The sequence below is a fragment of the Streptomyces sp. NPDC096013 genome (assembly GCF_044763565.1).
In the GTDB taxonomy this organism is placed as follows: domain Bacteria; phylum Actinomycetota; class Actinomycetes; order Streptomycetales; family Streptomycetaceae; genus Streptomyces.
This window is the reverse complement of sequence record NZ_JBIWGK010000006.1, coordinates 248,311-273,024: the sequence shown is the minus strand read 5'-3', so window position 1 is coordinate 273,024 and position 24,714 is coordinate 248,311. Positions and strand designations below refer to the sequence as shown.

Sequence of the window (24,714 nt, the reverse complement as noted above, 5' to 3'; positions counted from 1 at the left end):
GGTTAACCGGTCGAGCCTCCGAAGAGGCCCCCGTTCTGATTGCCTCTGTCAGTGCCGCTTGTCGCCGTGGCGGTAGCCGTGTCCGTCGGCGTCGATGTCACCCCTCCGTCGGTGCCACCGTTGTTGTTGCACTGCCAGCTGAACCGGCAGGACTCGGTGGCCGAAGGTGTCGAACTCGGCGTCTCGCTGGGCGTCTCGCTCGGTGTCTCGCTGGGCGTCTCGCTCGGCGTTATCACCGGCGTCGGCGTGGGAGTCGGTGCACCGTCCTCGTTCGACACCTTGTCGATCTTGGTCGCGTCCGGGAAGCCGGGGTCCGACTTGCCCTTCAGCGCGGCCTCCATGTACGCGGTCCACACCGCCGTCGGGATGTCACCACCGTGGATGGACGCCACGCCCGCCGTGCCGTTCATGGAGAGCAGTTCGGCGTCCTTGGGGTTCTCCCTGAACATCGCGATCGACGTCGAGAGCTGCTGGGTGTAGCCGACGAACCAGGCCGACTTGTTGCTGTCGGTGGTACCCGTCTTGCCGGCCGCATCACGGCCCAGAGCCTTCGCGCTCTTCGCCGTACCGTTCTGGATGACGTTCTCCAGGGTGTTCGTGACGTTGTTCGCCACGTTCTCGGGCATCGCCTGCTTCACGGCCGGCTTGGTGAAGCCGGCCACCGCCTGCCCGTCGTGCTTGACGGCGGTCACCGAGTACGGGTCCGCCTGCTTGCCCGAGGCGGCGAACGTCGCGTACGCGTCGGCCATGCGGATCGCGCTGGGCGTCGAGGTACCGATGGCGAAGGACGGGTTCAGCGTGGCGAAACTGTCGTCCAGTATCCCGGAGGCCTTGGCCACGTCCCGCACCTTGGAGTTCCCCACATCCATGCCCAGTTGCACGAACGGCGTGTTGATGGACTGCTCCATCGCCTTGCGCAGGGAGATGTATCCCCAGGGGTAGTTGCTCTCGTTGTTCTGGTAGAAGATCGAGTTGTCCTTGTTCAGGACGTACGAGCCGTCCTGGTTCCTGACCTTGAGATGGTCGTCGCCGTTGTACTTGCTCAGCGGCGAGATCCCGACGCCGTCGGTCTTGTACGTGCCGTACTGCATGGCGGCGGCGAGCACGAACGGCTTCCAGGTCGAACCCACCGGGACACCCGAGGTGTCGGCGTTGTTGGTGAAGTGGCCGTTCTCGTAACCGTCGCCTCCGTAGAGGGCGACGATCGCTCCGTCCTTGGGCACCACCGACGCCGCGCCGAACTGGACGTACTTGTCCAAGTCGCGCTTCTTCGGGTCGAGGCGCTCCTTCTGGACCTTCTTCACGGCGGCGGTCAGCTCGTTGACCTTGTCCTTCTGGAAGGTCGTGTAGATCTGGTAGCCGCCCTGGTCGAACTCGGTCTGCGAGATGTTCGAGTGGTTCAGGACGTACTTCTTGGCGGTGTCCACCAGATAGCTGATCTGGCCGGTCATGCCCTTGGTCGCCTTGAGCCCCTGGGGCATGGGGTACTTCTTGATGGCCGTCTGGTACTCGGCGTCCGTGATGCGCTTGTCGTTGTGCATCTGCTCGAGGATCCAGCTCCAACGCGCCTTGGAGCGCGCGGTGTTGGACTTGGCGTCCGCCGCGGGGTCGATGTTCGTGGCGCCGATCGGGTCGTAGTACGTCGGACCCTTCAGCAGCGCTGCCAGGAAGGCGCACTGGCTCGGCGTCAGCTTGACCGCGTCCACGCCGTAGTAGGTCTGCGCGGCGGCCTGGATGCCGTAGGCGCCGCGGCCGTAGTACGAGGTGTTCAGGTAGCCCTGGAGGACCTGCTGCTTGCTGAGCTGCGTGCCCACCTTTATGGAGATGAACATCTCCTTGAACTTACGGGTGACCGTCTGTTCCTGGCTCAGGTAGGTGTTCTTGACGAACTGCTGGGTGATCGTCGAACCACCCTGCGTCTGCCCGCCCCGCGCCATGTTGGCCAGGGCCCGGGCGATGCCCATGGGGTCGACACCCGAGTCCGTGTAGAAGCTCTTGTTCTCGGCCGAGATCACCGACCACTGCATGGCCTTGGGGATCTGGTCGATGGTGACGTTCTGACGGTTCGCGCCGGTGCCCGTGGCGACCATCTGGGTTCCGTCGGACCAGTAGTAGACGTTGTTCTGCGACTTGGCCGCGGTGTTCTCGCTGGGGATGCCGACCATCGCGTAGCCGACGCCGACCGCGGCCACGATGCTGCCGAAGAAGAACAGGCACAGGCCGGAGACAAGCTTCCAGGAGGGCATCCAGCGGCGCCATCCGTACTTGTCGAAGCGCGGATAGTCGATGAACCGCTTCTTGCCGGGCGCGGGCGCGCGCCCTCTGCCCCGGCCGGGCCCGTTCGGGCCGCCGGGACCTTGACCGGCGGGCTCTCTGCGACGGCCGCCGCCTCTCTGGGCAGCACGACGTGCTTCGGCGCGGCTGCCGTACTGGCGCTCCTCACCCCCCGGCTCTGCGGGGTTCGACCCATAGGAGTCGGAGGGAGACCCGGTGGTGGCGCCTCGCGGTGCCGCGCGGCGGCCGGAGGTCGGTCCGGACTGGCCGCGTCGGGCCGCGGCACGTCCGCCTCCCTGCGGCTGCGGCGGTTTGCGACGGTGCTCGCTCATCGAACGATTACTCCTCGGGCAGGCGCATCCGTGCGCGCCTGGAAACGGCGGCTGGTTTCCGGTCCCCCCGAAGTACGGATGTGGTCGGTCCTGCATTCACCCGTACTGCACCGGGGACGACGACGCCCCCACGCGTCACTTGGTTCCCGGTGGTGTGCATGCCGCACAGACTACGCACCGTCAAAACCTGCTTAGCCCCGAAGTTCACCCCAAATCAGGCAACTTGATTCCAACGAATCGGTGATGTGACGCCGCTCACCATCTCCCCACTTGTCGCATCCGGAAGGCCGTTCTATCGTCTGGATGTATCGAGTCGATACATCAGCTCGGCATAAAGGCCGTCACGACAGGACCACGGACAGGAAGGAGGCGACGTTGAGCCGACGCTCCGGCATCCTCGAGTTCGCCATCCTCGGCCTGCTCCGCGAATCCCCGATGCACGGCTATGAGCTGCGCAAACGACTCAACACGTCACTGGGAGTGTTCCGTGCGTTCAGCTACGGGACGCTCTACCCCTGCCTCAAGACGCTGGTCGCCAACGGCTGGTTGATCGAGGAGACGGGGAGCACTCCCGAGGACGCCCTCACCGCCACCCTCGCCGGACGTCGCGCCAAGATCGTCTACAGGCTGACGGCGGACGGTAAGGAGCACTTCGAGGAGCTTCTCTCGCAGACGGGGCCCGACGCGTACGAGGACGAACATTTCGCCGCTCGTTTCGCCTTCTTCGGGCAGACGTCACGCGACGTACGGATGCGGGTACTGGAGGGTCGCCGCAGCCGGCTGGAGGAGCGTCTGGAGAAGATGCGTGCCTCTCTGGCGCGGACCCGGGAGCGCCTCGACGACTACACGCTTGAGCTGCAGCGCCACGGAATGGAGTCCGTGGAGCGCGAAGTGCGCTGGCTGAACGAGCTCATCGAGAGCGAGCGAGCCGGACGGGACCTGAAGGGTCCCGCCTCCGGAGGCTCCGCTCAGCAGGACAGCACATCTGGGGAGTCGGGCGGCCTGCCCCGGCTCGGGGGCGCCACCCCCGGGCCGGATCCGTCCGACGAAACCACCACATGAGGTCCAGTCAGGGCCTCACCTCGCACACACAGGGAGCAACCGGAATGGGTTCGGTTCGCGTAGCCATCGTCGGCGTGGGCAACTGCGCCGCGTCACTGGTTCAGGGCGTCGAGTACTACAAGGACGCCGATCCGGCGACCAAGGTGCCCGGCCTGATGCACGTCCAGTTCGGCGACTACCACGTCGGTGACGTCGAGTTCGTCGCCGCGTTCGACGTCGACGCGAAGAAGGTCGGCCTCGACCTCTCGGACGCCATCGGTGCCAGTGAGAACAACACCATCAAGATCTGCGACGTCCCGAACAAGGGCGTCACGGTCCAGCGCGGTCACACCCTCGACGGCCTGGGCAAGTACTACCGCATGACGATCGAGGAGTCCGACGAGACCCCGGTCGACGTCGTCCAGGTCCTCAAGGACAAGCAGGTCGACGTCCTGATCTGCTACCTGCCCGTCGGCTCCGAGGACGCGGCGAAGTTCTACGCCCAGTGCGCCATCGACGCCAAGGTCGCCTTCGTCAACGCCCTCCCGGTCTTCATCGCCGGCACCAAGGAGTGGGCGGACAAGTTCACCGAGGCCGGTGTCCCGATCGTCGGCGACGACATCAAGTCGCAGGTCGGCGCAACCATCACGCACCGTGTGATGGCGAAGCTGTTCGAGGACCGCGGTGTCCGTCTTGAGCGCACCATGCAGCTCAACGTCGGCGGCAACATGGACTTCAAGAACATGCTGGAGCGCGACCGCCTCGAGTCCAAGAAGATCTCGAAGACGCAGGCCGTAACCTCGCAGATCCCGGACCGCGACCTGGGCGAGAAGAACGTCCACATCGGCCCGTCGGACTACGTCCAGTGGCTCGACGACCGCAAGTGGGCCTACGTCCGCCTCGAGGGCCGCGCCTTCGGTGACGTCCCGCTGAACCTCGAGTACAAGCTCGAGGTCTGGGACTCCCCGAACTCCGCGGGTGTCATCATCGACGCCCTGCGCGCCGCGAAGATCGCCAAGGACCGCGGCATCGGCGGCCCGATCCTCTCCGCGTCGAGCTACTTCATGAAGTCCCCGCCGGTCCAGTACTTCGACGACGAGGCGTACGCGAACGTCGAGAAGTTCATCAAGGGCGAGGTCGAGCGCTAAGACGCGCCACCGGTCCGTTCGTCGAGGGTCCCCGGGCTTGTTGCCCGGGGACCCTCCTCGTATGTGAGGCTGTGCCCATGGCCGTCGTCCGTGACCTGCGCATCCTCCTGCGCCTCCAGGGTTTCCGGCGCCTGCTCGCCGTACGCCTGCTCTCCCAGGGCGCGGACGGCGTCTACCAGGTCGCACTCGCCGCCTACGTCGTCTTCTCCCCGGAAAAGCAGACCTCGGCCGGCGCGATCGCCTCCGCGATGGCGGTCCTGCTCCTCCCATACTCCCTCATCGGCCCCTTCGCCGGCGTCCTCCTGGACCGCTGGCGCCGCCGCCAGGTCTTCCTCTACGGCAACCTGCTGCGCGCCCTGCTGGCCGCGGCCACCGCCGTCCTGATGCTGAGCCACGTCCCGGACTGGCTCTTCTACGTCTCCGCGCTGTGCGTCACCGCCGTCAACCGCTTCGTCCTCGCCGGCCTCTCCGCCGCCCTCCCCCGCGTGGTCGACGACGAACGCCTGGTCGTCGCCAACTCCCTTTCCCCCACGGCCGGAACGCTGGCCGCGACGCTCGGCGGCGGCCTCGCCTTCCTCGTACGGCTGGTGGTCGCGGACACCGCCGCCGCGGTCGTCCTGCTGGGAGCAGCCCTGTACCTGTGCGCGGCCCTCACGTCCCTGCGCATGGCCCCCGAACTCCTCGGCCCCGACCGCGCCCTGACCCACCCCCGCCTCGCCACAGCACTCGCCGGCACCGCCCGGGACCTGACAGCGGCGGTACGACACCTCGCCGCGCCGCAACGCAGAGAGGCGCTCTGGGCTCTGGCCGCGATGACGCTGATGCGCTTCTGCTACGGCGCCCTCACCGTCCTGCTGCTGATGCTCTGCCGCTACGCCCTCTCCTCGACCCCGGACGACGGACTGCGCCTGCTGGGGCTGGCGTTGGGGGTGTCCGGCGCCGGCTTCTTCGTGGCGGCCGTGGTGACGCCCTGGGCCGCGGGGCGGCTCGGCCCCGGCCGCTGGATCGCCGTGTGCGCCGCGGGCGCCGCGCTCCTGGAACCGGCCCTCGGCCTCCCGTTCACCACCGCCCCCATGCTGGCGGCGGCCTTCGTCCTGGGTCTGACCACACAGGGCGCGAAGATCGCCACGGACACGATCGTGCAGTTCTCCGTCGACGACGCCTTCCGCGGCCGGATCTTCTCCGTCTACGACGTGCTGTTCAACATCGCCTTCGTCGGCGCCGCCGCGATGGCCGCGCTGATGCTTCCCCCTGACGGCCGCTCAGCGGTGCTGGTGATCACCGTGGCCGTCGTCTACGGCGCGGTTGCTGTGACTATGGCCCAGTTTGAGCGCCGAGAAGTGTCACATCACTGACACGGAGTCCAATGGGATCTCAGCGGTGTCAGTGGCGGCAGGTAACTTACGGGCGTCTTATTTCACCTCATGCCGCACGCCAGACCATGGGTCATGCCGTGCCTGCATCCACGTTCCAGGGGGGAACCCAAGTGACGACTCCGCCGCCTCAGAGCCCGAACCCATACGCCCAGGGCCAGCAGCCCTACGGCCAGCCGCAGACGCCGGCGCCGTACCCGCCGCACGCTCAGACTGCCGCTCCGTACCCGCCGCAGGCGCAGGCCCCGTACCCGCCCCAGGGTGGCTACCCGCAGCAGCCCGGCCAGCCCGGCTTCCCACCGCAGGGAGCAGGCCCGTACGCTCCGATCCCGCCGCAGCCGAGACGCCGATTCAGCTTCAAGATGATTCGGCTCGCCGTCATCATCGTGATCGGGATCGGCGTGGCCGTCTTCAGCTACATATCGAGCCAGGACGACGCCAACACGGCAAAGGTCGGCGACTGCATGCACCGCGGCAGTTCCAGCGACACCAACCCGGACCTTGAGGTCGTGAAGTGCAGCGACGCGAAGGCCCAGTACACGGTGCTGGCCAAGATCAACGGCAAGTACTCCGAGACCGAGGCCAATGCCAAGTGCACGGCGGCCGCGAAGGACTTCAAGTACTCGTACACCGAGAGCGGCGACGGCAGTGACTTCCTGCTCTGCCTGACGGACTACTCGAAGTAGAGATGACGCGACGAGGGCGGTGTTTCACGTGAAACACCGCCCCTGATGCTGCCCGGGGTCATGTTTCACGTGAAACATGACCCCGTTTCGCAGCCTCAGCCCTCTGCGGCCCACCACTCCTTGAGCGCGGCCACCGCAGCCTCATGCTCCATCGGCCCATTCTCCAGCCGCAGTTCCAGCAGGAACTTGTACGCACGGCCGATGACCGGCCCGGGTGTGACGCCCAGGATCTCCATGATCTGGTTGCCGTCGAGGTCGGGACGGATCGAGTCCAGCTCCTCCTGCTCCTGCAACTGGGCGATGCGCTCCTCCAGGCCGTCGTACGCACGGGACAGCGCGGCGGCCCTGCGTTTGTTCCGTGTGGTGCAGTCCGAGCGGGTCAGCTTGTGGAGGCGGTCGAGGAGCGGGCCGGCGTCACGGACGTAGCGGCGGACGGCCGAGTCGGTCCACTCGCCGGTGCCGTAGCCGTGGAACCGCAGGTGGAGTTCGACGAGACGTGAGACGTCCTTCACCAGCTCGTTCGAGTACTTCAGCGCCAGCATCCGCTTCTTGGTCATCTTCGCGCCGACCACCTCGTGGTGGTGGAACGAGACCCGGCCGTCGTTCTCGAAGCGTCGGGTGCGCGGCTTGCCGATGTCGTGCAGCAGGGCGGCCAGGCGAAGGGTCAGGTCGGGACCGTTCTCCTCCAGTTCGATCGCCTGCTCCAGAACGATCAGCGTGTGTTCGTAGACGTCCTTGTGCCGGTGGTGCTCGTCGCTCTCCAGGCGGAGGGCCGGAAGCTCGGGCAGGACGTGGTCGGCGAGTCCGGTGTCGACGAGCAGGGTCAGGCCCTTGCGGGGGTTCGCGGAGAGGATCAGCTTGTTCAGCTCGTCCCGCACCCGCTCGGCCGAGACGATCTCGATCCGCCCGGACATCTCCGTCATCGCTGCGACGACCTCGGGCGCGACCTCGAAGTCGAGCTGCGCGGCGAAGCGTGCCGCCCGCATCATCCGCAGAGGGTCGTCGGAGAAGGACGCCTCGGGGGTGCCCGGGGTCCGCAGTACCCGGGCGGCAAGGTCGTCGAGGCCGCCGTGCGGATCGATGAACACCTTCTCCGGGAGTGCGACGGCCATCGCGTTCACCGTGAAGTCCCGCCGGACGAGGTCCTGCTCGATGGAGTCGCCGTACGACACCTCGGGCTTGCGCGAGGTCCGGTCGTACGCCTCGGACCGGTAGGTGGTGACCTCGATCTGGAAGCCGTCCTTCTGCACCCCGACGGTGCCGAAGGCGATCCCGACCTCCCACACGGCGTCCGCCCACGGCCGGACGATCTTCAGTACGTCCTCGGGACGTGCGTCCGTCGTGAAGTCCAGGTCGTTGCCGAGCCGCTCGAGCAGCGCGTCCCGGACCGAGCCGCCGACCAGGGCGAGAGAGAACCCGGCCTCCTGGAAGCGGCGGGCGAGGTCGTCGGCGACGGGAGCCACCCGCAGCAGCTCGCTCACCGCGCGGTGCTGCACCTGGCTCAGGGCACTGGGGTTGTCTTCGTTGGCGTTCGGCACAACAGAAAAGGTTACGTGGCCCCGGCCACCGCGGGCGTCTCCATTAACCCGGGCACCATCCACGGCTCCATCAAGCGGGCACGGACACGTCCCCTGATACCCGCACAAGCGCTGCCCTTGCGACGTACGAGATTGCTCCCTTTATACGGGCACATACGGGACGGTCTGCCGCCGTTCTCCGATCTTGTGGACCAGTCCGCGGCACTTCCCCTCAGCGGGCATCGTTACCATGCGTGGACGCACATTGCGACGACCACTGACGATGACGAGGGACGGGCGAGCGCGTGGCCGAGGCGGCAGACTTCCAGGGGACGATTCCCTCACCTGCCCGCCGGTGGTTGCGGCGCACCGGCACACTGCTCGCCGGGGCGCCTCTGCTGGCCGGCCTCCTTCAGCTGTCCGCCGTCGCGCCCGCCGGCGCGGCCGAGCAGACGTCCGCGCAAGCGGCCTCCGGCTCGCAGTCGGTGTCCGTCTCCCTGGACACGCTCAGCCCCAGCGTCCCCACGGACGGGGACACGCTGACCGTCTCCGGGACGGTGACCAACAACAGCAAGCAGACGGTCACCGACGCCCATGTGGGCCTGCGCCTCGGACAGGCGCTGAGCACCCGCTCGGCGATCGACACCGTCGCCAAGCGCACCGACTACATCCAGGGCATCGACGGCTCGGAGATCGACGACAAGTACAGCGAGAAGTTCTCCAAGCTCACTCCGGGCGTCGCCGAACCCTTCACCCTCTCCGTGCCGGTCGACAAGCTGGATCTCGGTGACGACGGCGTCTACCCGCTCGGTGTCGCGCTCTCCGGCCAGACCTCCGCGCAGCCCTGGGAGCAGGTGCTGGGCATCCAGCGCACGTTCCTGCCGTGGCAGCCCGACGACGCCGGCACGAAGACGAAGACGACCTATCTGTGGCCGCTCATCTCCGGTGTCCACATGACGGCGCAGACGGGTTCCAACGAGCAGCAGACGCCGGTCTTCCTCAACGGCGACCTCGCCAAGGAGATCTCCCCGGGCGGACGCCTCGACCAGATGCTGTCGCTCGGCAAGGATCTCGACGTCACCTGGGTGATCGACCCGGACCTGCTGGCCTCGGTCGACGCGATGACTCACAGCTACAAGATCCAGGGAGACGGCGGCACCACCACGACGGGCACGCACCAGGCGGCCGCCAAGACGTGGCTCGCCGAGTTGCAGTCGGCCGTGGCGGACAAGGAGGTCGTCGCCCTCCCCTTCGCCGACCCGGACCTGGCCTCCCTCGCCCACAACGGCACGAGCGTCACCGGCTCGCTGAGCCACCTCAAGGACGCCACCGACGTCGCCGCGAGCACCGTGGAGACGGTGCTGCACGTGACGCCGAACACGGACTTCGCATGGCCGGTGAGCGGAGCCGTTGACCCGTCGATCATCAAGGTCGCCACCTCGGCGGGCGCCGACAAGGTGATCGCCCGCAGCGACAGCCTCCAGGAGACCGGCGGCCTGTCGTACACGCCCTCGGCCCCCCGCCCCGTCGGCGGCGGTACGACGGCGGTGGTCGCCGATGCCCGGCTCTCGACGGCCTTCGAGGGCGACCTGACGAAGGCCGGAGCCGCCACGCTCGCCGAGCAGCAGTTCCTCGCCCAGAGCCTGGCCCTCGACCTCCAGACGGACAAGCAGCGCAGCATCGTCGTCGCCCCGCAGCGCATGCCGACCGCGAGCCAGGCCCAGACGATGGCCGAGGCGCTGACGACCCTCCAGAGCAGCAACTGGAGCGAGTCGCAGGACCTCGCCGCGACGGCCAAGGCCAAGCCCGACCCGAGCGCCACCACGAGAATCCCCTCGTCCTCCTCGTACCCCTCCTCGCTGCGCCGGCAGGAGCTGCCGAAGTCGGCGTTCGAGGAGATCGCGACCACCCAGGACAAGCTCGACAACTTCCGGGTGATCCTCACCGACGAGTCGCGGGTGGTGACCCCCTTCGGGCGGGCCATGAACCGTGAGATGTCCACGTCGTGGCGTGGTCAGGCGGGCGAGGCGTCGAACTTCCGCCAGGGCGTGCTGGGCTATCTCGACGACCTCACCGATCAGGTGAAACTGATCGACAAGTCCGAGACCAAGCTCTCGGGCCGTAGCGCCACGATCCCCGTGACCGTGCAGAACAACCTGGTGCAGGGCGTCGACCACCTGGTCCTGCGGCTCACCTCGACGAGCCCCACGCGCCTGAACATCGGCGGCAAGGCGTACACGGAGCAGCGGGTCACGGTCAACGGCGGGCACAGCCAGTCGGTGAAGTTCACCACGTCGGCCAACGCCAACGGCAAGGTGGAGGTGATCGCCCAGCTGTACACGGAGGACGGCCAGGAGTACGGACAGGCCGTCAGGTTCGACGTGAAGGTCACCGAGGTCACGGCCACCGTCATGCTGGTCATCGGCGGCGGCGTCCTGCTCCTCGTTCTCGCCGGCTTCCGGATGTACACGCACCGCAAGCGCGCCGTGGCCCGCCAGGCCGACCAGGAGGGCCCCGACGGGCCCGAGGACGGCACGGACCCGGAACCCGACGGCCCGGAGAACCCCGAAGGCCCCCAGGACCGTCTCCAGGAGGAGTCCGGCACTCCGTCCCGGGCAGACGACCCGGAGCACCCGAGTGACCCGACACCGGACACCGCACCGGAAAGCGCCGACCCGTCCGGCACGGGTGAGAGAGTGGACCGTTGAGCGATGTCGTGGCCGGTGGGCCCGGGGACGATGAGGTGGGGTAACCATGAACGCGCCGTACGACGGTGACCGCGGTCAGGGCGCGGGCAGCTCGGGCTACCCCGAGGGTCCGCCCCCCGAACACGGCCAGGTGCCGCCGCAGCCCCCCGCGGACATGTACCTCCAGGATGCCTACGACCAGGACCCCTACCGGGCGCAGGACCTCTCCGCCCAGGACCCGGTCGCCGAGGCGCTCTACGACCGTGCCGCACACCCCCCGCCGCCTTCGGGCACCTACCAGCCGCAGCCCCCGCTCTACGCCCAGCCGCCCCAGTCCCCGTACGCTCCCGACCCCCGCGTGTGGGCGCAGACCCCGGCGCCCGAGCCGGAGGGCCCCACCCAGTACCTGCCGTACGGCGACGACGCCCGTACGACCCAGTTCGTGGGGGTGGACGACCTGGTGACCGGAGCCAGCGAGGAGTACCACGAGCCGGACGCGTTCGCTCACCTCTTCCGGGACCAGGGCCAGGGCGGTGGACGACCGCAGATGGACCCCCCGGGGGTCCCCGGCCCGTCCCCGGCACCTCCCTCGGGCCAGACGCCCCCGCCCGCGATGTCCGACGCCACGATGCAGCTCACCCCTACGGCGCCGGCGCCCGCGGCCGCTCCCACCAAGGGCGGGAAGGCCACCGGCCTGCTGAAGTCGAGCGCCGTGATGGCGGCGGGCACGATGGTCTCCCGCCTGACCGGCTTCGTCCGCTCCGCGCTGATCGTCTCGGCGCTGGGTGTCGGCATGCTCGGCGACACCTTCCAGGTCGCCTATCAGCTGCCGACGATGATCTACATCCTGACCGTGGGCGGCGGTCTGAACTCCGTCTTCGTGCCGCAGCTCGTGCGCGCCATGAAGGAGGACGACGACGGCGGTGAGGCGTTCGCCAACCGGCTGCTGACCCTCGTCATGGTCTCGTTGGGCGCGCTCACCGCGCTCGCGGTCTTCGCGGCACCCTTCCTGATCCGGCTGCTGTCCGACTCGGTGGCCAGCGACCCGGCGGCCAACGAGGTGGCCGTCACCTTCGTCCGCTACTTCCTGCCCTCGATCTTCTTCATGGGCGTCCACGTCGTGATGGGCCAGATCCTGAACGCCCGCGGCAAGTTCGGCGCGATGATGTGGACCCCGGTCCTCAACAACATCGTCATCATCGTGACGCTCGGCATGTTCATCTGGGTGTACGGCACCTCCGCGAACTCCGGGATGAAGGTCACGAACATCCCGCCGGAGGGTCAGCGGCTGCTCGGCATCGGTGTGCTGCTCGGCCTCGTCGTCCAGGCGCTCGCGATGATCCCGTATCTGCGGGAGACCGGGTTCCGGCTGCGGCTGCGCTTCGACTGGCGCGGCCATGGCCTCGGCAAGGCCGCGACACTCGCCAAGTGGACCGTCCTCTTCGTCCTCGCCAACCAGGCCGGCGCGATCGTCGTGTCCCAACTCTCCACCGCCGCGGGCAAGGCCTCGCCCGTCGACGGCACCGGCTTCGCCGCCTACGCCAACGCGCAGCTCATCTGGGGCCTCCCGCAGGCGATCATCACCGTCTCCCTGATGGCCGCCCTGCTGCCGCGCATCTCGCGCTCGGCGGCGGAGAACGACGGAGGCGCCGTCCGCGACGACATCTCCCAGGGACTGCGCACGACCGCCGTGGCGATCGTGCCGATCGCCTTCGGCCTGCTCGCCCTCGGCATCCCGATGTGCACCCTGATCTTCGGCTCCTCGGGTACGAGTTCGGCGACCAACATGGGCTTCATGCTGATGGCCTTCGCCCTCGGCCTGATCCCGTACTCCGTGCAGTACGTCGTCCTGCGTGCCTTCTACGCCTACGAGGACACCCGGACGCCCTTCTACAACACCGTCATCGTGGCCGGGGTCAACGCGGGCGCCTCTGCGGTCTGTTACTTCGTCCTCCCGGCCCGCTGGGCCGTGGTGGGCATGGCCGCCTCGTACGGCCTCGCGTACGCGATCGGTGTCGGTGTCGCCTGGAACCGGCTGCGCAAGCGGCTGAACGGCGACCTGGACGGCGCTCGGGTGCTGCGGACGTACGCACGGCTCAGCATCGCCTCCGTGCCGGCCGCACTGCTCAGTGGTGCGGCCTGCTACGGAATCGGCCATACGCTCGGCCAAGGCGTCGTCGGCTCGTTCGCGTCGCTCGTGGTGGGTGGGGCCGTACTGCTCGGAATCTTCTACGTCGCGGCCCGCCGCATGCGCATCGAGGAACTCAACTCCCTCGTCGGCATGGTGCGCGGGCGCTTGGGACGTTGAGGCGGGGGCACTCGCACAACCATCGTCTGTCGCTGCGTGTCGTGCATAGCGGCAGACTGTGGGCACAATTGGTTTCGGCGTCGAACAGCGTGCAACGGATGGGGAGGCAGGAGCGACGGTGGCGGAACGGAGCACGGCTGCCGTCGACGTGGCAGACAACAGCGGCGACAAGCCGCTGACCGCCAAGGCGGACCAGTCCACGGCCGACGGGGTGGCCCAGAACCCGGAGCGGGACACGGAAAGCGATCAGGCACAGGGGAGCGGCGGGATCGAGGAAACCGTGAAGGCCTCGCCTCCCGAATTGCACAGCGGTCACAAGCTCGCCAGACGCTATCGCCTCGAAGAGTGCGTCACCCGTCTGGACGGCTTCAGCAGTTGGCGCGCGGTGGACGAAAAACTCCGCCGTGCCGTCGGCGTCCACATCCTGCCCGCGGACCACGCGCGAGCCCGTTCCGTGCTGGCCGCGGCCCGTTCCTCGGCGCTGCTGGGCGACCCCCGCTTCGTCCAGGTCCTGGACGCGGTGGAGGAGAACGATCTCGTCTACGTCGTCCACGAATGGCTGCCCGACGCCACGGAACTGACGACGCTTCTGGCGCCGGGCCCGCTGGAGGTGCATGACGCCTACCAGATGGTCAGCCAGATCGCCTCGGCCATGGCCGCCGCGCACCGCGAGGGCCTCGCCCATCTCCGGCTGAACCCGAACGCCGTGCTGCGCACCTCGTCCGGCCAGTGGCGCATTCGCGGACTGGCCGTCAACGCCGCGCTGCGAGGCATCAGTTCGGACACCCCGCAGCGCACCGACACCGAGGCGATCGGCGCCCTGCTGTACGCCGCGCTCACCCAGCGCTGGCCGTACGAGAGCGACGCCTACGGCCTCTCCGGGCTGCCCAAGGGTGTCGGTCTGATCGCCCCCGACCAGGTGCGTGCGGGTGTCCACCGCGGTCTGTCGGAGCTCGCCATGCGCGCGCTCGCCAACGACGGCGCCACGGCCTCCCGGCACGAGGCGGCGTGCACCACGCCGGAGGAACTGGTGAAGGCGATCGGCGAGATGCCCCGCATCCGCCCGCCGGAGCCCACGTTCGCCGCACCGCCCGACTACCAGCGCACGACGTACCAGCAGGGCGCGTACGGGCGCCCGTCAACGCATCCCGGTGCCGCCCAGCCCGTGCCGTCCCCGCCGCCCCCGTTGCAGAGCCGCACCGGCAAGGCCCTCAAGTGGGCCGTGTCCGCGCTGCTGATCGCCGCACTGGGCCTGGGCAGTTGGCAGCTCGCCGACGCGCTCATGGACCAGGGCAACAAGTCCGAGGACACGAAGCAGACCCAGACGACGGACGGGAACGACAAGACCGGCGACAAGACCAAGCCGGTCAGGACACTCGCGATCCAGGGCGCCCAGGAGTTCGTGGCCAAGGGCGGCGCCCAGCACCCGAACGACGTCGACAAGACCTACGACGGCAACACGTCGACGTACTGGCGGACCTCCAGCTTCATAGGAGGCCCGGTGCTCGCGCCGTACAAGCCGGGCGTGGGCATCGTCTATGACCTCGGTTCGTCCCAGACCGTCTCCGCGGCGACCATAGGGCTCTACTACAGCGGCGATCACACCACGGTGAATCTCTACGCGGCCGACTCGCTGTCGCCCTCCTCGCTGGACTCCATGACGCAAATCGGCAGCGCCACGACGACCGGGACCAGCGCCTCGGTGAAGGTCACCAAGCAGGTGAAGAGCCGGTACGTTCTCGTCTGGCTCACCGCTCTGCCGCACGCGGCGAGCGACCAGTACAGCGACGCCGGCTACAAGCAGGCCATCACCGACGTGAAGTTCACGGGCTGACGCTCACCGGAGGGGGAGGGGGTCCGATGGCGGAGGGCGCCGGGTACGACGGGACGAGCGATCAGGATCTGCTCGCCCGCCATGTCGAAGGCGACCCCGACGCCTTCGGTGAGATCGTCCGGCGACACCGGGACCGGCTCTGGGCCGTGGCCCTGCGCACCCTGGGGGACCGCGAGGAGGCCGCTGACGCCGTCCAGGACGCCCTCGTCTCCGCCTACCGGGCCGCCCACACCTTCCGCGGCCAGTCGGCCGTCACAACGTGGTTGCACCGGATCACGGTGAACGCATGCCTGGACCGCGCCCGCAAGGCCGCCTCCAGGAAGACCTCCCCGGTCGACGACACCGAACGCCTGGAACAGCTCCTGGAACCGCACGAGTCGGCGTCGGCTCCCGCGGAACGCAACGACCTGCACCGCCAATTGCTGGAAGCTCTGGGCACTCTCCCGCCCGACCAGCGCGCCGCACTCGTCCTCGTGGACATGCAGGGCTACCCCGTCGCGGAAGCCGCCCGCATCCTCGACGTGCCGACCGGCACGGTGAAGAGCCGCTGCGCACGCGGAAGAGCCAGACTGCTGCCCCTCCTCACCCATCTCCGGCCGGAAAGAGCCGGTGACGGCAAGGAACCGGGCGCGGGACGGAACCGGGCGCAGGGGACATCCGTCCCACCGGCAGCGGGACCCCGAGAAGCGGGTGCCAAGGATGCAGGGCCGAGCGATTCAGCTGCTGTGAAGGGCGGAGGTGGGCGAGCGTGACATCCACGACAGACACGACCGAGCACCCGGATGTCACAGAGATCTCCGACCTCACCGAAGGCCTTCTCTCCCCGTCCAGGACGGCAGAGGTACGACGGCACCTGGATGCGTGCGAACTCTGCGCGGACGTCCACGACTCACTGGAGGAGATCCGGGGTCTGCTGGGCAGTCTGCCCGGCCCACCGCGTATGCCCGTCGAGATCGCGGGTCGTATCGACGCGGCCCTCGCCGCCGAGGCACTGCTGGGTGCCACCGCCCCCGAGTCCCTTGCCACTCCGACGTTGGTGGGCGGGTCTCAAGACACGTCGGACGAGATCGGCGGGGACGGCGAGCACACCGAGACGCATGTTTCACGTGAAACATCGCCTACGACGGCGGCCGCCCGTCCGTCCGGACACTCACGCGCGACGACCGGCCCCGGACGCAAGGAGCGGAAGGACCGCAAGGACCGGAGCCGCAGTGGACGTCGTGGGCGAATCGTTCTGGGAGCCGTGTTCACCGCGGCCGTTCTGGGAGCCGGCTCTCTCTTCATCCAGTCCCTGGGTGACCACAAGTCATCGGACACGGCTCAGGGGAACGCGACCAGTTCCGCGGACACCTTCTCCAAGGGGAAGCTGGAGACGGTGGTATCGGATCTCCTCGCCACCAAGGCAGCCACGAACCAGGGCACCGGAAGCACGGGCAGCATGAAGCCCTGGAACGCCGCGTCCGACCCGGGGACCAACACGGAGCCGTCCAGCAAGACTCCCAAAACCCTGATCGAGCCCTCCACCTCCGTCCCGGACTGCATCCGGCAAGGCATCAATCGTGGCAACGCAGATGTCCTCGGCTTCAAGGAAGGCACCTACAACGGCTTCGCCGCCTACCTCGCGGTGCTGCCCGACGCCTCTGACAGCAACCGGGTCACGGCATACGTCGTGGACGCGACCTGCGTGAGCCACCACACGTCGACTCCTGGCAAGGTCCTTCTGACGCAGTCGTACCCACGTTCCTGATTCCGGACGTCTCGTCTCCGGCCTGCGTGGTACCTCCTTGGCGTACGTCCTCTCCATGTGCCCTCTCCGTGTGCCCGGACACAGCGGGAATGCGGGCCCCGTAGGATCCGTTGGGTGGGGTGGAGGCTCTGAGAGGGGCTCCCACCGGTCGTACTGACGCAGTCCAGAGACGAGGAACCAAGCCGTGAGCGACGTCCGAAACGTGATCATCATCGGCTCCGGGCCCGCCGGCTACACGGCGGCGCTCTACACCGCGCGCGCGTCGCTGAAGCCGCTGGTGTTCGAAGGTGCCGTCACCGCTGGTGGCGCGCTGATCAACACCACCGAGGTCGAGAACTTCCCGGGCTTCCAGGACGGCATCATGGGCCCCGAGCTCATGGACAACATGCGCGCCCAGGCCGAGCGCTTCGGCGCCGAGCTGATCCCGGACGACGTGGTCTCCGTCGACCTGACCGGTGAGATCAAGACCGTCACGGACACCTCGGGCACCGTGCACCAGGCGAAGGCGGTCATCGTCACCACCGGCTCCCAGCACCGCAAGCTGGGCCTGCCGAACGAGGACGCGCTCTCCGGCCGGGGTGTGTCCTGGTGTGCGACCTGTGACGGGTTCTTCTTCAAGGACCAGGACATCGCCGTCATCGGTGGCGGTGACACGGCCATGGAGGAGGCGACCTTCCTCTCCCGCTTCGCCAAGTCCGTGACGATCGTCCACCGCCGGGACAGCCTGCGCGCCTCCAAGGCGATGCAGGAACGCGCCTTCGCCGACCCGAAGATCAAGTTCGTCTGGGACAGCGAAGTCGCCGAGATCGAGGGCGACCCGAAGCTCGCCGGCCTCAAGCTGCGCAACCTGAAGACCGGGGAAATCTCCGACCTGGCGGTGACAGGCCTGTTCATCGCGATCGGCCACGACCCCCGCACGGAACTCTTCAAGGGCCAGCTGGAGTTGGACGGAGAGGGCTACCTCAAGGTCGAGGCACCCTCGACCCGCACCAACCTGACCGGTGTCTTCGGCGCCGGTGACGTCGTCGACCACACCTACCGCCAGGCGATCACCGCTGCCGGCACGGGCTGCTCCGCCGCTCTGGACGCCGAGCGTTTCCTCGCCGCCCTCGCGGACGAGGCGAATGCAGAGCCCGCGAAGACCACCGTCTGACCCCCGTCTGACCCCCATCCTCCCCACCGCACGATCAAGTTAAGGAGCCCGCCGTGGCCGGCACTCTGAAGAATGTGACCGACGCTTCCTTCGACGAGGACGTCCTCAAGAGCGACAAGCCCGTCCTGGTGGACTTCTGGGCTTCCTGGTGCGGTCCGTGCCGCCAGATCGCTCCGTCCCTCGAAGCCATCGCCGCCGAGCATGGCGACAAGATCGAGATCGTCAAGCTCAACATCGACGAGAACCCGGAAACGGCTGCCCGGTACGGCGTCATGTCCATCCCGACGCTGAACGTCTACCAGGGTGGCGAGGTCGCCAAGACCATCGTCGGCGCCAAGCCGAAGGCCGCGATCGTTCGTGACCTTGAGGACTTCATCTCCGAGTGATGTTTCACGTGAAACCGTGTCCGTGTTTCACGTGAAACATAAATGGGCCGACTCCCCTGAGTCGGCCCATTTGCTTTAGAGCGGTCGAAGCGCTGGTTCCTTCTGTACGGCCCCCAGCAGCCGGTCGAGCGCCAGCTCCACGTCTTCCTTCCAGGAGAGCGTCGTACGCAGCTCCAGCCGCAGCCGTGGGTAGGCGGGGTGCTGGCGAACCGTCTTGAAGCCCACGGCGAGCAGATGGTCGGCCGGCAGTACGCAGGCGGTCTCTTTCCCGTGGGCATCCCCGAAGGCCTCTATCGCCTTGAAGCCCCGCCGCAGCAGATCCTTGGCGACCGTCTGGACCATGACCCGTCCCAGTCCCTGCCCCTGGTATCCCGGCATGATGAACGACGTCATCAGCTGCACGGCGTCCGGTGACACGGGGCTCGTGGGAAACGCCGTCGAGCGGGGGACGTAGGCGGGGGGCGCGTAGAGAACGAAGCCCACCGGTACGTCGTCGACGTAGACGATCCGACCGCAGGAGCCCCAGTCCAGGAGGACCGCGGAGATCCAGCCTTCCTTCTCCAGCGCTGCCGTGTCTGCCTTTACCGCGGCTTGGCCGCGGACGGGGTCCAGCTCCCAGAAGACACACGACCGACAACGGTTGGGAATGTCCGGGAGGTTGTCCAGCGTGAGCGGTACGAGCCGACGCCCCATGAAGGCTGATCCTCGCTTCCTTCGCCCGCAGCGTCGCGGGCGGCTGTCATAGCGCTACGTTGCCTGAGCAGACTGCCGACGAACCCGCCGACCGCCCCCAGGCCCAGACCCGCGCTCACCAGTCCGGTGCGGCTCACCGTTCGCATGGCCCCCGCCTCCCCTAAAAGGTGCTGCCAGGTGGATGCGCCATACCCGAATCGCATCGTATCCATGATGCGATTCCATCGATACCGACAGAAAGCAAAGAGCGGGCCGCGTTCCGGTACACACCGGACACGGCCCGCTCTTCTGCTCGGACGGACAGAACCCCTGCCGTAGGCAAGAGGGCTCAGGCCTCGTCCTCCGTCTCGTCGTCCAGCAGGCTCCGCTGGAGGACCGGCCCCTCGCCCGGAGCCAATGAACCGAGGATGCGTTCCAGGTCCTCCATCGAGGCGAACTCGACAGTGATCTTGCCCTTCTTCTGGCCCAGGTCCACCTTCACCCGGGTCTCGAAGCGATCGGAGAGGCGCGTGGCGAGATCTGACAGCGCCGGGGAGACCAGGGCACCGGCCCGCGGTCCCTTGGAACGCTGAGCCGTCTGGGGCCGCGAACCCATGAGGGTCACGATCTCCTCGACGGCACGCACCGACAGCCCCTCGGCCACGATCCGGTGAGCCAGCCGGTCCTGCTCCTCGGAGTCGTCGACGGAGAGCAGGGCCCGGGCGTGGCCGGCGGAGAGGACTCCGGCGGCGACACGGCGCTGGACCGCCGGCGAGAGCTTCAGCAGACGCAGGGTGTTGGAGACCTGCGGGCGGGAACGACCGATGCGGTCCGCCAACTGGTCGTGCGTGCAGTTGAAGTCCTTCAGCAACTGGTCGTAGGCAGCCGCCTCTTCGAGCGGGTTCAGCTGGGCGCGGTGGAGGTTCTCCAGGAGGGCGTCCAGGAGAAGCTTCTCGTCGTCCGTGGCCCGCACGATCGCAGGGATCGCCTCCAGGCCCGCCTCACGGCACGCCCGCCAACGCCGCTCGCCCATGATGAGCTCGTAGCTGGCCGGGCCGATCTGCCGCACGACGACGGGCTGGAGAAGGCCGACCTCCTTGATGGAGGTGACGAGCTCCTGGAGCGCGTCCTCGTCGAAGACCTCACGCGGCTGGCGTGAGTTCGGTGTGATGGAGTCGAGGGGCAGCTCGGCGAAGTGGGCACCGATGGGAGGCGAGAACGTCTCCACGGCGCCGTTCGTCGACGGCTCCTCCATGTCGTAGGAAACCGGCGGCAGCGTGGTGACCTTCGCTGCGGCCACCCCTCGGTCGCCGGTGATGACCGGAACCGCCGTCGGGGACGCGGAACCCATGGCAGCCGGAGCCACCGTCTTCTCCCCGGTCGGGGCTGCGGGGATCAGTGCGCCGAGCCCACGGCCCAAACCCCTCCGTCGCTCGCTCACTGGATGCCCTCCACCATGCTCTGGTCGCTCTGAGCGCCGATGTGCGCGTGTGTCGCGTCGTAGCTGACGCCCACACCCTTCAGTGCGATTTCCCTTGCTGCCTCAAAGTAGGAGAGGGCACCGCTCGATCCGGGATCGTAGGTCAGTACCGTCTGCCCATAACTCGGCGCCTCGGAGATACGGACCGAGCGGGGAATGCTCGTCCGCAGCACCTCGTCGCCGAAGTGACTGCGCACCTCGTCCGCGACCTGGGACGCCAGACGCGTCCGGCCGTCGTACATGGTGAGCAGGATGGTCGACACATGCAGGTTGGGGTTGAGGTGCCCCCGGACCAGGTCGACGTTGCGGAGCAACTGTCCGAGGCCTTCCAGCGCGTAGTACTCGCACTGGATCGGGATGAGAACTTCCGCGCCGGCGACCAACGCATTGACCGTCAGCAGGCCGAGCGAGGGCGGACAGTCGATGAGGATGTAGTCCAGCGGCTGTTCGTAGGCCTGAATTGCCCGCTGGAGTCTGCTCTCCCGGGCCACCAGAGACACCAGCTCGATCTCCGCACCGGCGAGATCGATCGTGGCGGGGGCACAGAAGAGACCCTCGACATCGGGGACCGGCTGCACAACCTCGGAGAGAGGTCTGCTGTCGACCAACACGTCATAGATGGAAGGGACTTCCGCGTGGTGGTCGATCCCCAGTGCCGTGGACGCATTGCCCTGAGGGTCGAGGTCGACCACCAGAACACGGGCGCCGTGGAGTGCCAGCGAAGCAGCAAGATTGACGGTCGTCGTCGTCTTGCCCACCCCGCCCTTCTGGTTGGCGACGACCATGATGCGGGTCTGCTCAGGACGTGGCAGGCCCTCGCCGGCACGACCTAGGGCTTCCACCGCCAGTTGGGCAGCACGACCGATGGGAGTGTCGTCCATAGGGGGCGGTGTTTCACGTGAAACATCCTCCCCCATCGACTCGGTACGGGGACCGGGGACCGGATCGGTCATCGGTCCCGCGATGTTGGCGTCGGACCGCAAGGATTCACTCTCCTCGACTTCAGGCTCGCAATGAACAGAGCCTCCCATGTCTTCAGGGTCGTGAACCAGTGAGGCCTGGGGTTCTGTGGAGAATTCCACCTCTGTGGACAACTCCGTGCCCTCTCCGAGTGATCCGAGAGGCTTCCGGTCGCGGGGTTCGGCCGCAGCACGGGTGCGACCGATGATGCCGTGCAGCAGTGAGCGACGTTTCACGTGAAACACGATGCACAGCCACCGAGGCCGAACTGTCGCGACACTCCGGCATGCGTAGTTTTGGCAGCTTGTGTGGAGTAAGTCTCGTCGTCAGGACGGATCGGCGAGATGCCTCAGCGCTGAGACCGACCCGCCCCAAACGCTGAGACCCACATGCCGCAAGCTCTGAGACCGACCCGCCCCAGGCGCTGAGACATCCTCAACGACGCCGACGCGTACGCCCCGTGCGAGCAGCCTTGGCCCGCTTGGCCGCGAAACGCACTCCTCCGGGGCTCTCCCCGACCTCGACACGGACCACCGTGGACAGCGGATCGACGATGCCCTCGCCGACCTGCAGGATGGACGTCTCCACGGCGCCGAGCTTGCTGAGCACGGTCGCCGCGCTCTTGAGCTCCTCCTCGGCCGTGTCCCCTTTGAGGGCGAGCATCTCGCCGTAGGGACGCAGCAAGGGGATGCCCCACGTGGCCAGTCGCTCCAGGGGAGCCACGGCCCGGGCCGTCACCACGTGGACCGGGTGCAGCTTGCCCATGACCTCCTCGGCACGGCCACGCACGACGGTGACGTGGTCGAGGCCGAGGAGTTCGACGACCTCGGTGAGGAAGTTCGTGCGGCGGAGCAGCGGTTCGAGCAGGGTGATCTTGATGTCCTCGCGGACCAAGGCCAGGGGAATGCCCGGAAGGCCGGCGCCGGAGCCGACGTCGCAGACCGTCACTCCGTCGGGCACGACCTCCGAGAGGACCGCGCAGTTCAGCAGGTGCCGTTCCCACAGGCGGGGCACCTCACGTGGGCCGATCAGGCCGCGCTGCACACCCGCGTCGGCGAGCAACTCGGCGTACCGGACCGCATCCTCGAAGCGATCGCCGAACACCTCACGCGCCTGCTCGGGCGCGGGGGGAAGCTCCGCTGCCTCCGTCACGGGGGACCTTCCTTCCGTACCGCAAAAGCGCATTGGGCGCTGACCATCAGGACCACCAGAACTACAGGACTATCAGGCTGACAAAGTTCGGCCCCGTCTGCTCAACAGACGGGGCCGGTACTACGCGGGGACCGATCAGGCGGGAAGCACGACGACGAAGCGCTGCGGCTCCTCGCCCTCCGACTCACTGCGCAGTCCCGCGGCCTTGACCGCGTCGTGCACGACCTTGCGCTCGAACGGGGTCATCGGGTTCAGCTTCACCGGCTCGCCGCTGTTCTTCACGTCGGCCGCGGCCTTGGCGCCCAGCTCGGAGAGCTCGGTGCGCTTCTTGGCGCGGTAGCCCGCGATGTCCAGCATCAGGCGGCTGCGGTCCCCGGTCTCCCGGTGCACGGCCAGGCGGGTGAGCTCCTGAAGTGCCTCCAGCACCTCACCGTCACGGCCGACGAGCTTCTGCAGGTCTCGGCCGCCGCTGTCGCTGATGATCGAGACAGCGGCGCGGTCGGCCTCGACGTCCATGTCGATATCGCCGTCGAGATCGGCGATATCCAGCAGACCCTCGAGGTAGTCCGCCGCGATCTCGCCCTCCTGCTCCAGGCGGGACAGGGTGTCTGCACCCTCGGCAGCGGCGGAGGTGGTGCCTTCCGTCACGGGATGGACTCCTTCTTACTTCTTGGACGGGGACTTGGGCCGCTGCGGACCCTTGCGCTGTCCGGACTGGGCCTTGCTGCGGGTACCGCCGGCCGGCTTCGGCGTGGGCTTCTTCGCAGCGGTGGCGGGCTTGGCGTCCTCGGGCTCGTCCGACTTGCTCAGCGAGGTCTTCGGCTCGTCGGCGTCGTCGGCCGCGTTCTCAGCACTGTCGTCGGCGGCCTTCGCGGCGGCGGACTGGCGCTGGGCCTTGGTCTGCCGCTTGGGCTGCTGGCGCCTGGGGGTGGCCGTGGTCGGCGTACCGTCCTCGGTCTCCACCGCCGTGGCCTCGCCCTTCGCCACGTTGCCGTCGGCCTGGGCGACCAGGCCCGCCTTGGTCAGGCTGTTGATGAACTTGCGCTCGAACTCGTTGCGGTCACGGCCCTTGGCGACGATCGCCTTGACGATGGCACGCTCGCCACGGCTGCGGGTCTTCTCGTGGTGCGTGACGTGCTTGGTGAGGCGCTCCAGGTAGGCGGCCTGAGCCTTGGAACCCGGGGTCGGGTTGTTGCGGATGACGTACATCTGCTGGCCCATGGTCCACACGTTGGTGGTCAGCCAGTAGACGAGGACACCGACGGGGAAGTTGATGCCGAAGATGGCGAACATGACCGGGAAGACGTACATCAGCATCTTCTGCTGCTGCATGAACGGGGTCTTCACCGTGGTGTCGACGTTCTTCGTCATCAGCTGGCGCTGCGTGTAGAACTGCGACGCCGACATCATCACGATCATGATCGCGGTGACGACCCGGACGTCGGTCAGCGTGGCGCCGAGCGCCTCGACCTTGCTGCTGCCGTCCGTGAACTTCGCGGCGAGCGGAGCGCCGAAGATGTGCGCCTTACGCGCGCTGGCGAGCAGCGAGTCGTTGATGACGCCGATCGTCGAGCCCGTCGCGATGCCGTTGAGCACGTGGTACAGGGCGAAGAAGAACGGGGACTGCGCCAGGATGGGAAGGCACGAGGAGAGCGGGTTGGTACCCGACTCCTTGTACAGCTTCATCATCTCTTCGGACTGACGCTGCTTGTCGTTCTTGTAGCGTTCCTGGATCTTCTTCATCTCGGGCTGCAGGGTCTGCATGGCCCGGGTCGCCTTGATCTGCTTCACGAAGAGCGGGATCAGACAGATGCGGATCAGGATCACCAGGGACACGATGGACAGGCCCCAGGCCCAGCCCGTGTCGGGACCGAAAACCTTCCCGTACACCGAGTGGAACTGGACGATGACCCAAGAAACGGGTGTCGTGATGAAGCTGAAAAGACTGGCAATCGTGTCCACTA

At 67.7% G+C, this 24,714-nt stretch carries 19 protein-coding genes; 11 read left to right on the top strand and 8 right to left on the bottom strand.

The annotated features are described in order from the left end of the window. Positions 1 to 2: 2 nt before the first annotated feature. Positions 3 to 2,246, bottom strand: coding sequence for a transglycosylase domain-containing protein (locus ACIRB1_RS22055; RefSeq protein ID WP_352180095.1), 2,244 nt, complete (start codon positions 2,244 to 2,246; stop codon positions 3 to 5). A 735-nt stretch (positions 2,247 to 2,981) separates the two neighbouring features. On the opposite strand from ACIRB1_RS22055, the gene ACIRB1_RS22050 reads away from it, so the two are divergent. From ACIRB1_RS22050 to ACIRB1_RS22035, 4 genes are all read left to right on the top strand, one after another. Continuing rightward, entirely contained in the window at positions 2,982 to 3,668 is a 687-nt protein-coding gene (locus tag ACIRB1_RS22050; protein ID WP_266770447.1) for a PadR family transcriptional regulator, read from the top strand. 44 nt (positions 3,669 to 3,712) lie between these two features. After that, positions 3,713 to 4,795, top strand: a complete 1,083-nt coding sequence (locus ACIRB1_RS22045; protein ID WP_403466660.1) for an inositol-3-phosphate synthase — start codon at positions 3,713 to 3,715, stop codon at positions 4,793 to 4,795. A gap of 77 nt (positions 4,796 to 4,872) precedes the next feature. Continuing rightward, positions 4,873 to 6,150 carry an MFS transporter gene (locus ACIRB1_RS22040; RefSeq protein WP_403466659.1) on the top strand — a complete coding sequence of 426 codons (1,278 nt, stop codon included), beginning with the start codon at positions 4,873 to 4,875 and terminating at the stop codon, positions 6,148 to 6,150. A 131-nt stretch (positions 6,151 to 6,281) separates the two neighbouring features. Beyond that, entirely contained in the window at positions 6,282 to 6,854 is a 573-nt protein-coding gene (locus ACIRB1_RS22035; protein ID WP_352179840.1) for a hypothetical protein, read from the top strand. Between the two features lie 95 nt (positions 6,855 to 6,949). Here the strand turns inward: ACIRB1_RS22035 and ACIRB1_RS22030 are convergent, their stop codons facing one another. Continuing rightward, positions 6,950 to 8,392, bottom strand: a complete 1,443-nt coding sequence (locus ACIRB1_RS22030) for a CCA tRNA nucleotidyltransferase (protein ID WP_403466658.1) — start codon at positions 8,390 to 8,392, stop codon at positions 6,950 to 6,952. 284 nt (positions 8,393 to 8,676) lie between these two features. Between ACIRB1_RS22030 and ACIRB1_RS22025 the strand changes: the two genes are divergently transcribed. The 7 genes from ACIRB1_RS22025 to trxA all read left to right on the top strand — a co-directional run bounded on the left by ACIRB1_RS22025 (position 8,677) and on the right by trxA (position 18,486). Beyond that, on the top strand, positions 8,677 to 11,079 hold the full coding sequence (locus ACIRB1_RS22025) for a DUF6049 family protein (protein ID WP_403466657.1): 2,403 nt from the start codon (positions 8,677 to 8,679) through the stop codon (positions 11,077 to 11,079). Between the two features lie 46 nt (positions 11,080 to 11,125). Beyond that, on the top strand, positions 11,126 to 13,366 hold the full coding sequence (murJ, locus tag ACIRB1_RS22020) for a murein biosynthesis integral membrane protein MurJ (RefSeq protein WP_403466656.1): 2,241 nt from the start codon (positions 11,126 to 11,128) through the stop codon (positions 13,364 to 13,366). Positions 13,367 to 13,484: 118 nt separating this feature from the next. Next, entirely contained in the window at positions 13,485 to 15,200 is a 1,716-nt protein-coding gene (locus ACIRB1_RS22015; protein ID WP_403466655.1) for a protein kinase family protein, read from the top strand. 26 nt (positions 15,201 to 15,226) lie between these two features. Then, positions 15,227 to 15,952 (top strand): RNA polymerase sigma factor SigM, encoded by a 726-nt coding sequence (gene sigM, locus ACIRB1_RS22010; protein ID WP_352179845.1) that lies wholly within the window; start codon positions 15,227 to 15,229, stop codon positions 15,950 to 15,952. Next, positions 15,949 to 16,947 (top strand): anti-sigma factor family protein, encoded by a 999-nt coding sequence (locus ACIRB1_RS22005; RefSeq protein ID WP_403466654.1) that lies wholly within the window; start codon positions 15,949 to 15,951, stop codon positions 16,945 to 16,947. Before sigM ends, ACIRB1_RS22005 begins: the two co-directional genes overlap by 4 nt. Before the next feature lie 184 nt (positions 16,948 to 17,131). Beyond that, positions 17,132 to 18,100 (top strand): thioredoxin-disulfide reductase, encoded by a 969-nt coding sequence (gene trxB, locus ACIRB1_RS22000; RefSeq protein ID WP_403466653.1) that lies wholly within the window; start codon positions 17,132 to 17,134, stop codon positions 18,098 to 18,100. A gap of 53 nt (positions 18,101 to 18,153) precedes the next feature. Beyond that, on the top strand, positions 18,154 to 18,486 hold the full coding sequence (gene trxA, locus ACIRB1_RS21995) for a thioredoxin (RefSeq protein WP_352179848.1): 333 nt from the start codon (positions 18,154 to 18,156) through the stop codon (positions 18,484 to 18,486). 75 nt (positions 18,487 to 18,561) lie between these two features. Here trxA and ACIRB1_RS21990 read toward each other — a convergent pair whose 3' ends face one another. The 6 genes from ACIRB1_RS21990 to yidC form a co-directional block, all read right to left on the bottom strand. Further along, positions 18,562 to 19,179 (bottom strand): GNAT family N-acetyltransferase, encoded by a 618-nt coding sequence (locus ACIRB1_RS21990; RefSeq protein WP_352179849.1) that lies wholly within the window; start codon positions 19,177 to 19,179, stop codon positions 18,562 to 18,564. Positions 19,180 to 19,507: 328 nt separating this feature from the next. Continuing rightward, positions 19,508 to 20,599 (bottom strand): ParB/RepB/Spo0J family partition protein, encoded by a 1,092-nt coding sequence (locus ACIRB1_RS21985; protein WP_352179850.1) that lies wholly within the window; start codon positions 20,597 to 20,599, stop codon positions 19,508 to 19,510. Beyond that, positions 20,596 to 21,669, bottom strand: a complete 1,074-nt coding sequence (locus tag ACIRB1_RS21980) for a ParA family protein (RefSeq protein ID WP_266776587.1) — start codon at positions 21,667 to 21,669, stop codon at positions 20,596 to 20,598. The genes ACIRB1_RS21985 and ACIRB1_RS21980 overlap by 4 nt, the downstream gene beginning before the upstream one ends. A gap of 364 nt (positions 21,670 to 22,033) precedes the next feature. Beyond that, a complete protein-coding gene (rsmG, locus tag ACIRB1_RS21975) occupies positions 22,034 to 22,750 on the bottom strand; it encodes a 16S rRNA (guanine(527)-N(7))-methyltransferase RsmG (protein ID WP_403466652.1) in 717 nt (238 codons plus the stop codon). Positions 22,751 to 22,885: 135 nt separating this feature from the next. Next, complete coding sequence (locus ACIRB1_RS21970) at positions 22,886 to 23,398, bottom strand: R3H domain-containing nucleic acid-binding protein (RefSeq protein WP_352179852.1); 513 nt, start codon at positions 23,396 to 23,398, stop codon at positions 22,886 to 22,888. 15 nt (positions 23,399 to 23,413) lie between these two features. Then, on the bottom strand, positions 23,414 to 24,712 hold the full coding sequence (yidC, locus tag ACIRB1_RS21965) for a membrane protein insertase YidC (protein ID WP_403466650.1): 1,299 nt from the start codon (positions 24,710 to 24,712) through the stop codon (positions 23,414 to 23,416). Between the last annotated feature and the right edge of the window lie 2 nt (positions 24,713 to 24,714).

Coding starts and splice junctions, on each gene's coding strand:
- ACIRB1_RS22055 (WP_352180095.1), bottom strand. CDS start 2,246: ATGCCCTCCTGGAAGCTTGTCTCCGGCCTGTGCCTGTTCTTCTTCGGC.
- ACIRB1_RS22045 (WP_403466660.1), top strand. CDS start 3,713: ATGGGTTCGGTTCGCGTAGCCATCGTCGGCGTGGGCAACTGCGCCGCG.
- ACIRB1_RS22040 (WP_403466659.1), top strand. CDS start 4,873: ATGGCCGTCGTCCGTGACCTGCGCATCCTCCTGCGCCTCCAGGGTTTC.
- murJ (WP_403466656.1), top strand. CDS start 11,126: ATGAACGCGCCGTACGACGGTGACCGCGGTCAGGGCGCGGGCAGCTCG.
- sigM (WP_352179845.1), top strand. CDS start 15,227: ATGGCGGAGGGCGCCGGGTACGACGGGACGAGCGATCAGGATCTGCTC.
- ACIRB1_RS21990 (WP_352179849.1), bottom strand. CDS start 19,179: ATGGGGCGTCGGCTCGTACCGCTCACGCTGGACAACCTCCCGGACATT.
- ACIRB1_RS21980 (WP_266776587.1), bottom strand. CDS start 21,669: ATGGGAGGCTCTGTTCATTGCGAGCCTGAAGTCGAGGAGAGTGAATCC.